Raw genomic sequence first — 5,419 nt, 5'->3', positions numbered from 1 at the left:
AATATGATAAGGGCGGGGAAAGGGCGGGGAAGGCGTTGTCGGTCGGACCGTGGAACCCCAAGACATTACTGCTACTGGCTGCTGCCAGGTTGTTCGGACGTAACGCGGCTTTAGGTGAATTCGCGCGCAAAACGTATTATGGCGCGAAGTCCGCGTTCAAGAAATGTATGTTCTCCGGCAGGATGACGGACAACGAACAATAAGAGGAGAGGAAAATGGACCTTAAGGGTAAAAAAATACTTGTTACAGGGGCGGAAGGTTTTATCGGCAGCCATCTCACGGAGGCTCTTATCGGGCTGGGATGCGACGTAAAGGCGATGGTGCTATATAATTTCATGGGGTCATACGGCTGGCTTGAAACTGCCTGCGGCGCGGGGGATGCCGGACCGGATGTCTTCATGGGGGACGTACGCGACATCAACTCCGTGCGGGAGGCCATGAAGGGCGTGGACGTGGTGTTCCATCTCGCGGCGCTTATAGGGATCCCCTACAGTTATTGTTCCCCCGAGAGCTATGTGGACACGAACGTAAAAGGTACCTTGAACGTGCTTCAGGCCGCCCGTGACGCCGGGGTGGACAAGGTGCTTGTAACGTCGACCTCGGAGGTATATGGGACCGCGATAAGCGTACCGATGAGTGAGGACCACCCCCGCCAGGGACAATCGCCTTACTCGGCCACGAAGATAGGAGCGGACGCCCTGGCCGAGTCGTTCTACCGTAGTTTCAGCTTACCGGTAGCCATTGTTCGGCCGTTCAACACATACGGGCCGCGTCAGTCCGCCCGCGCCATAATACCGACGGTGGTCACGCAGATATTGTCAGGGAAGAAGGAGATTGAGCTGGGAGCGCTACATCCCACAAGGGACCTGGTATATGTTAAAGACACGGTCAATGGTTTCATCGCGATAGCCGCGTCGGACCGGACGATAGGTGAAGAGATAAATATAGCCACGGGCGAGGAGATATCCATAGGAGAGCTCGCTGATAAGATCAGGGAAATAACCGGGAGCTCCGCGATCATAAGGAAAGCGCGGGAACGTACGAGGCCGGAAAAGAGCGAAGTGGAAAGGCTTGTGGGGGACCCGGCGAAATTAAAGGACCTGACCGGATGGGGTCCCGGGTACACGCTGGAAAACGGGCTCAGGTCGACGATCGAATGGTTCGGCAGGGAAGAGAACATCGCGTGTTACCGGAGGGACGGATACGTGGTATGAGCATAGGGATCGGGAAAAATATGGCGGCCCGAATAGTGGATATAACGGCCCTGGCCGTGTTCGGTGTCTTCGCGCTCATGTACTCGGTGGAAACATCGTTTTTCGCGGAAAGGACCGTCGCGTTATTGTTTTCCGGGATACCGTTGTTCGTGGGGGAGGCGTTAATGGCTTTCTGCGCCGTATTGTACTGCGTAAAAAGGATGCTGCGCGGGGCCCGTTCCGGGAAATGGGACGCGGCGTTATTGGTATATCTATTGTTCGTCGCGTGGAAGGCCATTCACGGGTACATGGATGGGGGGCGCTTTCCTTGAGGAATACGGCGCTTTTCCTTTACCCGGTATTCGCCGTGTTCTTCTACGAGTTCTTTGACGCGAGATATCTGGTGGCAAAACCCACGCGATATCTTATCGCGCTGGCGGTCGGGGTGCTTTTCACGTTGCGTGTCCCCGACCCGTATTTCGCGTATACGTATCTATTGGTATTTCTTATGTTCGTGATATCCCTTATACGGGATGACAGGAGGAACGCGTTCCTGGGGCTCTTTCTTGCGGTATTCCCATACAGGGCGCTCTATGCGGTCCACAGGGGTGTGTTTTTTGCCGAGATATGCTCCATGCTATTTATTGTCACGGGACTGACATTGGCGCGGAAAAAGAGGGGTGTGATCATTTCCCGCAGGATACTCGTGGGAGTACTCCTGCTTTTCGCGCTTGGCGCGGTCATGTTCGTGGATCCCAACGCCATCAAGTCCGTCGTGAAGGTGGATGAACTCATGAATTACCACAAGAAATATATGGCGGAAGCCGCGGAGGGAAAAAATTATAAATACGATATGTCAAGATATGAGCTTCTGCTCTACAAAAAGAACACGGCTGAGGATAGATACAGGGCTCCGCAGGAGAAATACAATGACCCGGGATACCAGAGGTCCCTGGAGGACGCGTATAAGAACATCTTATGGAGGCTCTATCTCTGGCACTATATGGCAGGGGAATACGCTGAGGAAATGCCGGTATTCGGCATGGACCTCGGCCGGCCTATAGAACCGGGTATATTCATGAGCCTTAAGTGGTCCGTGGGGGACAGGTGGCTTGAGCCGCATAATTCTTACCTGCACATGATGTATCGGGCGGGAGCTGTCGGCGTGGGCATAGTAGTGTTGATATGGGCATTCTTCGTGCGGCTTGCGCGTCGGGCTATAATGTATGCTGGGATAAAAGGCGTTTTTATCGCGGCAGGCGTCCTGTACTGGCTGGTGGTGGCGAATTTCGAGGTCATACTGGAGCTTCCTTATTTTGCCATACCAATATGGGGGTTCTTCGGCATGGCGTTAAAATATTGTGATGTTCAAAAAGAAAAGAGGGACACGGCATGAAGGCATTAATACTGGCCGGAGGTAAGGGGACGCGACTGGCACCGTTCACGGCTACCGTACCTAAACCGCTTTTCCCCCTGGGGGACCGTACCATACTGGAGATCGTAGTGGGGCAGCTCAAGCGGGCGGGGGTCAAGGATATGGTGTTCGCGGTCGGGTACCTGGCCGAACTTGTTGAGGCCTATTTTGGTAACGGTAGGAAATTCGGGGTCAAGATATCCTATGCCCGGGAGACCAGGCCGCTCGGTACGGCGGGCCCCATAAAGGCGCTTAAAGGCGAAAGATCGGACTTTCTGGTGATGAACGGTGATGTCCTGGCGGATATGGACCTCGGCGACCTCGTAAAAGCGCATAAAAAAGCGGGCTCGATCGCGACCATATGCTGTTACAGGAAAAAACAACGCTCGAGCCTGGGTATGATCGAGCATGACCGGGACGGGTACCTTACGGATTACCATGAAAAACCGGAATACACGCATATTGTCAGCACGGGTATATATTGTTTCAGCCCGGAGGCGCTTAAGTTCATAAAAAAGGGGGAACACCTGGATCTTCCTGAACTTATGATCAGGCTCAAGGACAAAGGCATGAAAGTAAAAGTGTTCATGATGAAGGGTGACTGGTTCGATATCGGGACCCCTGAGGATTATAGCCGGGCACTGGATTTTTGGGAAAAAAGTGGCAGGAAGAGGATATAAGTGAAAAGTAAGGAACTGGTGATAGTGACCGGAGCCGCTGGTTTTACGGGTCGTGTCCTTTTGGAGCTCTTGAGGAAAAAAGCGCCCGGGGCCGTGATCGCGGGTGTTGATGCCGCGGGCGGGAAAAGATCTGTTCCGGATGTGGATGAGTTCATCCGGGTGGACCTCTTGCGCGGGTTCCCGGCCAGGCTGCTTCCGCATATGGACGCAGCCACAAGAATAACATGTTTCCATCTGGCCGGAGTGACACATGGGGTGGGGCCGGAGGACCTTCTGACGGCCAACGCGGCTATGCTGCACGTTTTCCTGGCCGGGCTTTTACCGTACAGAAAGAAGGTGACCGTGGTGAATGCCGGTTCTTCCGCTGAGTACGGGTATGCCGGCAAAAAAGGTATAGGGGAATCTTGCCCTCCGAGGCCAGTTTCCATGTACGGGGCGAGCAAACTCCTGCAGACGTGTACCGCGGACCTTTTTTTCAGGATGTACGGACTTAACGTGGTCACCGCCAGGATATTCAACCTTATCGGCCCGGGGCAGACGGATAAGCTCGCGTGCGGGAATTTCGTAAAACGAATATCGGAATATAGAACGGGGAAGATACGGAAGATCGATACGCTTGACCTGTCGGCGTACAGGGATCTCGTGGATGTGCGTGACGCCGCGCGGGCGTATATGCTGCTCGCGGAAAAAGGGGAACCCGGGCGGGCATATAACGTGGGTTCGGGACGAGCCGTAAAATTACAGACCGTCCTTAACAGGTTGCTTGATCTGTCGGGTCTGGCCCGGCAGTGTGTAAGGGAAAGGAAAGGCTCGCAAAAGGTCCCGTACCAGAGGGCCGATATAAGCTTGATAAAGGCTCTGGGCTGGGCGCCGGAATATGATCTTGACAGGACGCTCAGGGATATGCTCGCGTACACGGGGACGAAAGGCGGGCCCGCATGAGGATATTGTATGTGCTGCCCAGAAGGAAGGTCGGAGGGATCAAACAGACGGAGGACGTGTTCATATCCGCCGTAAAAAAACTCTCGCCGGGAGAAATGGAGTTCTTTTATTGCGGGTCTTTCACCGACAGGGACAATTTCCTGTTCCGGTTCGTGACGCGTTTCGCTGACTGGGTGAGGTTCGACCTGAAATGCCTGATGTTCAGGCCGGACATCGTACATTTCAACTCGAGTTTCGACTGGATGTCGGTTTCACGTGATATATTCTTCGCGTTAACGGCCCGGGCACTCAACGTAAGGTTCGTACTGAAGGCGCATGGCAGTAACCGGGAGTTCCTGTCGGGGATGAAGCCTTTCTGGAGATGGCTGGGGAGGACGCTGATAAGGTTGTCGGACGTGGTGTGTGTGGGGACGAACGCCGAAAAAAAAGAGTTCATGAAATGTTTCGACGCCCCGGACCACAAATACCGCGTCATGAAGAACGCGGTCGATATACGTGATTTTCCGAAGAAAGAAGAGGATTCCGTGTATTTTTCCCATGAGGCCGGGAACCTCCCCCGGGTGCTGTATCTTTCCCGGCTTGTAAGGGAAAAGGGTATATACGATTTCCTGGACGCCATACCGCCCATTTTAAGGGAGAAAGAGATGTATTTTTACGTCGGTGGATTCGGGGAAGAACGCGGTGTCGTGGAGAATATGATAAAAGAGAAGGGGCTGGAAGGCAATGTGTTCATCCTTCCTTTTCTCGACGAGGCTACGGTAAAACGCATATACCATTATTTTGACATATTCGTGTTCCCGACGCATTGCGCCGAAGGTATCCCGGTGTCGCTTCTTAACGCCATAGTATGTGGCACGCCCGTTGTGACGACGAGGTTCAGGTTCGCCATGGATTATATGAAGGATCCCGACAATTGTCTTTTTGTGGAAAAGGGCACCCCCGGGGATATCGCCAGTAAAGTGCTTTTCCTGGAAGCGAACAGGGATATCGCCGGGAAAATGAGGACAAATAACTCTACACTGGGGAAGATATTCGATAAAAAGATGGTGGCACTTGAATATATGGATATATACAACGGGGAGGATAATGGATCGTAAACACGATAATAGCGCTATGATAACGTTTTGGAAGGCCGCGCTCAGGCTGGAGGAGTGGGTGCGGGATAACGGATATGCCTCATATGACCACTA

General features: G+C 53.3%; 7 protein-coding genes. All 7 read left to right on the top strand.

Going from position 1 to position 5,419, the window contains the following annotated elements; translation table 11 throughout:
- Positions 1–203: hypothetical protein (locus tag PHH49_08525; GenBank protein MDD5488983.1), on the top strand; the 203-nt coding region annotated here is incomplete at its 5' end.
- A 12-nt stretch (positions 204–215) separates the two neighbouring features.
- Complete coding sequence (locus PHH49_08520) at positions 216–1,214, top strand: NAD-dependent 4,6-dehydratase LegB (GenBank protein MDD5488982.1); 999 nt, start codon at positions 216–218, stop codon at positions 1,212–1,214.
- Entirely contained in the window at positions 1,211–1,525 is a 315-nt protein-coding gene (locus tag PHH49_08515) for a hypothetical protein (protein ID MDD5488981.1), read from the top strand. The genes PHH49_08520 and PHH49_08515 overlap by 4 nt, the downstream gene beginning before the upstream one ends.
- Positions 1,522–2,589 carry a hypothetical protein gene (locus PHH49_08510; protein MDD5488980.1) on the top strand — a complete coding sequence of 356 codons (1,068 nt, stop codon included), beginning with the start codon at positions 1,522–1,524 and terminating at the stop codon, positions 2,587–2,589. Before PHH49_08515 ends, PHH49_08510 begins: the two co-directional genes overlap by 4 nt.
- Positions 2,586–3,287 carry a sugar phosphate nucleotidyltransferase gene (locus PHH49_08505; protein ID MDD5488979.1) on the top strand — a complete coding sequence of 234 codons (702 nt, stop codon included), beginning with the start codon at positions 2,586–2,588 and terminating at the stop codon, positions 3,285–3,287. The genes PHH49_08510 and PHH49_08505 overlap by 4 nt, the downstream gene beginning before the upstream one ends.
- Positions 3,288–4,229, top strand: coding sequence for an NAD-dependent epimerase/dehydratase family protein (locus PHH49_08500; GenBank protein MDD5488978.1), 942 nt, complete (start codon positions 3,288–3,290; stop codon positions 4,227–4,229).
- Entirely contained in the window at positions 4,226–5,326 is a 1,101-nt protein-coding gene (locus tag PHH49_08495; protein MDD5488977.1) for a glycosyltransferase family 4 protein, read from the top strand. The genes PHH49_08500 and PHH49_08495 overlap by 4 nt, the downstream gene beginning before the upstream one ends.
- Positions 5,327–5,419: the final 93 nt, after the last annotated feature.

It is taken from the genome of Candidatus Omnitrophota bacterium (assembly GCA_028715965.1).
Taxonomy (GTDB): domain Bacteria; phylum Omnitrophota; class Gorgyraeia; order Tantalellales; family Tantalellaceae; genus JAQUQS01.
This window is presented reverse-complemented; position numbering and strand designations above follow the sequence as displayed.

Coding starts and splice junctions, on each gene's coding strand:
- PHH49_08520 (MDD5488982.1), top strand. CDS start 216: ATGGACCTTAAGGGTAAAAAAATACTTGTTACAGGGGCGGAAGGTTTT.
- PHH49_08515 (MDD5488981.1), top strand. CDS start 1,211: ATGAGCATAGGGATCGGGAAAAATATGGCGGCCCGAATAGTGGATATA.
- PHH49_08505 (MDD5488979.1), top strand. CDS start 2,586: ATGAAGGCATTAATACTGGCCGGAGGTAAGGGGACGCGACTGGCACCG.
- PHH49_08495 (MDD5488977.1), top strand. CDS start 4,226: ATGAGGATATTGTATGTGCTGCCCAGAAGGAAGGTCGGAGGGATCAAA.